Source organism: Paenibacillus sp. 05T425 (genome assembly GCF_056396205.1).
In genome coordinates this window covers 1-566 of sequence record NZ_JBFTLA010000059.1, presented here as the reverse complement: position 1 = coordinate 566, position 566 = coordinate 1, and the positions used below count along the sequence as shown (strand labels likewise).

Below are 566 nucleotides of genomic sequence, written 5' to 3'. Positions count from 1 at the left end.
CTAATCGTCTTTCAAAGCATCATCCGTTTGGTGGCGATGGCGGAGGGGAACCACGCGTTCCCATACCGAACACGACCGTTAAGCCCTCCAGCGCCAATGGTACTTGGACCGCAGGGTCCTGGGAGAGTAGGACGTCGCCAAGCGGGTGCAGAAGCATCTAAATGTTGCGTGTTTGCTGAAGATTAACTCTGAAGTGATCGCAGCGCAAAACACTTGCTCTTTGAAAACTGGATAACGAAAGATAAGAATTGCTGAAACATCCTTTAGCTGGATTAACCATCAGCGAGCAGAGTTAGCGAATGCGAGCTCAGCAGTTGATGTTAGCGAAGGTTGTTCGAGATTGTTGCGACATTTTTTCAGTTTGTTTCARCCATTTGATGTCTTAGGARATCAAAGAAACAAAGTGAAAACGGCGCACAAGCCGAATCACCTGAGCATTGGTTAAGCTATTAAGAGCGCACGGAGGATGCCTAGGCACCAGGAGCCGAAGAAGGACGTGGCGAACAACGATACCGCCTCGGGGAGCCGTAAGCAGGCTTTGATCCGGGGATTTCCGAATGGGGAAA

General features: G+C 49.8%; 2 rRNA genes. Both read left to right on the top strand.

Annotation, left to right across the window (positions count from 1 at the left end):
• Positions 1–26 precede the first annotated feature (26 nt).
• Positions 27–143: ribosomal RNA gene (gene rrf / locus AC1DF0_RS32045) — 5S ribosomal RNA — on the top strand.
• 296 nt (positions 144–439) lie between these two features.
• Positions 440–566 (top strand): 23S ribosomal RNA (locus tag AC1DF0_RS32040); the annotation flags it as partial.